This window comes from Haladaptatus sp. W1 (assembly GCF_001723155.1).
Lineage (GTDB): Archaea > Halobacteriota > Halobacteria > Halobacteriales > Haladaptataceae > Haladaptatus > Haladaptatus paucihalophilus.
The window spans coordinates 1-2,543 of the sequence record NZ_MEIH01000045.1 but is presented as its reverse complement, the minus strand read 5'-3'; the positions used below and the strand labels follow the sequence as shown (position 1 = coordinate 2,543).

The 2,543-nt window shown below is 52.8% G+C and carries 1 protein-coding gene and 1 pseudogene; one reads left to right on the top strand and one right to left on the bottom strand.

Annotated features, from left to right (window positions below):
* The coding region (locus BG842_RS32655) for a S1C family serine protease (protein WP_175424064.1) at window positions 1-310 on the top strand (310 nt) is incomplete at its 5' end.
* A 22-nt stretch (window positions 311-332) separates the two neighbouring features.
* Here the strand turns inward: BG842_RS32655 and BG842_RS26985 are convergent.
* Window positions 333-1,142, bottom strand: a pseudogene (locus tag BG842_RS26985) (transcription initiation factor IIB family protein); the annotation flags it as partial.
* Between the last annotated feature and the right edge of the window lie 1,401 nt (window positions 1,143-2,543).

Genomic DNA, 2,543 nt, shown 5'->3' with positions numbered 1-2,543 from the left:
CCGAACGCTGCCGTCCCAGCACGGGGCGACGATTTCCGGCGTCGTACAGACCGACGCGGCCATCAATCCGGGCAACAGCGGCGGACCGCTCGTGAACTGTAACGGACGCGTCGTCGGCGTCAACACGGCGGGAATCGTCGGCGGAGAGAACCTCGGCTTTGCGATTCCAGCGAGCGCGCTCCGGGAGACGGTGCCGCCGCTGGTCGACGGGTCGCGCCAAAAAAATCAGTCCGAAATCTCGATGCGGTCGCCGTCGTCGGTCTCCACCTCGCTGATGGGAAGCCGAACTTCGAGGACGCCGTTGCGGTAGGTCGCCTCGATTCCGTCCTTCTCGGTGATTTTCCTGAAAGCAGGCCCTTTGATGACACGGTGTCGAGAATTTCGTTCGTTTTCGCTTCGACAGCGTCGCTACTCCCAAGTTCTGAACAGAATCGAGGAATATACTGTTTCGGGTCGACCGGTTGTATCTCGAGACCGAGTTCCCGTCCAATATACGTGTATGAGCGGCTTATTTCTCTTCGTTCAACACGCGACACATCTGCAATCTCCTCAAGACTCCGCGGAATATTCTCATTGCGACACGCCGCATACAAACAACAGGTTGCGATCCCTTCGATCGAGCGACCTCGAATCAGATCTTCATCGAGTGCGCGACGGTACAGGACACAGGCGACTTCGCGAACCGATCGTGGCACACCGAGTGCACTTGCCATCCGATCTATCTCGGAGAGTGCAAATTTGAGGTTACGTTCGCTGGCATCTTTCGTTCGGATACGTCCTTGCCATTTGCGCAGTCGGTGCATTTGGCTGCGTTTGTCAGCGGACAACGCGTTACCGGCGGCGTCCATATCTTTCCAATCGATATTCGTTGTGAGGCCCTTATCATGCATTGTCTCAGTTATCGGTGCACCAACCCGGGACTTCTGTTGGCGCTCCTGGTGATTGAAGGCTCGCCACTCTGGTCCAGGGTCAACCGCCTCTTCCTCAACAATTAACCCACAGGCTTCACAGACGGTTTCGCTTCCGTCTGCGCTTGTGAGCAGGGTTTCTGAGTCGCACTCAGGACAGCCCTGGACGCCCTCGTAGTCATCTGCATTGTGCTCGGTCTCATCGCGTTCTCTCCGACGGGAAGGGCGTATCATTGGTTAGCCACAATATATATGATTTCAAAGTGGTTAAGCCCTCTGTCCGAGATCCCAGCGATACCCACGAAGCGGTGTTGATCCCGCTTTTGCGCACGCTCAGGACTGGATGGTCACAAGGCCGTCACAGTCACAGTCGTAGACTCGGCATCATCTTCGTCGTTCTGGTCGGCCTCCGAGGAGATAGCATTCAGCGTGCCGTTGTTGGTCACGTTTTCACTCGTGGTCATGTGCGTGTCGACGGCGTCACGGTGGACGTAATACAGGCACGTGCAAGCCAGTAGCTCCGCCGATCATATCGCCGATAGAGATAACGTATCGGTGGTCTACGGGACTCTCGGAGCTCTCAGTGGTGACGTCGACGAGTCAGGGAGTACCAATGTCGAAGGCGTCGGGATCAAGAGATTCGTACAGTGGACTGAGTTCTTGCTGATCGCAGTTCTGCTTGGGCTACTGTTTCGACAACAGCAGTGCTCGGTTCTGTTGAGGGCCACTCGTACTGATTGTGGATTGTGTTGGAGGGCGCCTCATCGTTAGAATTCGGCGAATCCTTATCACTCATGTGGGAACACTGTGAGAGTGACCAGCTAAACAGATTAGTGTCACTCACTTCTTCAAACGTCTAGAAACTCTAAAAACGTCTCTGATTTATAGATATTCATGCTCTATGGAATAGGTATGGGACACGCCAAAATGATGCAGTGTATTGACTGCTCATGGAGTGCGAATTCATCGACTGATTCCTGCCAACAAGTAGATCAACTTGCGATTGAACATCATTGTGCGACGGCTCATTCAATCGTGAATGGTCAGAATCCCAATTATGAGTGCCAAATGAATGACTAAGTTGTTTAGGTACGCTAGAACAAAATTCACGGCTCGAAGAACGTAAAATACTCGGGTGGGCAGATATGATTATCTGAATGTGCATTTCATATAGAGATTCTAAACGGAATCATTGCCATAAATAACCCACTGCCGCTTATACTGCCCACAGGAAGTCAATCACCCGAAATCGGCCAAATTCGAGAAATCGACCTCGCTGCAGTCGCACGTTCTACTTCCGTTATCAAACCAATCAGTCATCCCGAAACGGGTCAAAATCCCAGAAGTCAGACTACTTTTGATCCAATTGTTCAGAGCAATCGAATCCGATTGTCGATTTCAATAAGGGTTGGCACACTAAATATGCACCACGAACTGGCCAGAAATCGGATCAAGGTGCTCGGAGGATCCCACGTTCGACGGCGCGGTTCACCACGACGCGCTGGCCGAAATTATCGTCAACGAAACGGACGGAATGGAAGTCACGGCCGAGACACACGACCGTGTGATGACGAGTCTCAGGCACGCTCACTTCCCCAAGTTAGCCGATGCGGGACTCATCGAAATCGACCACGA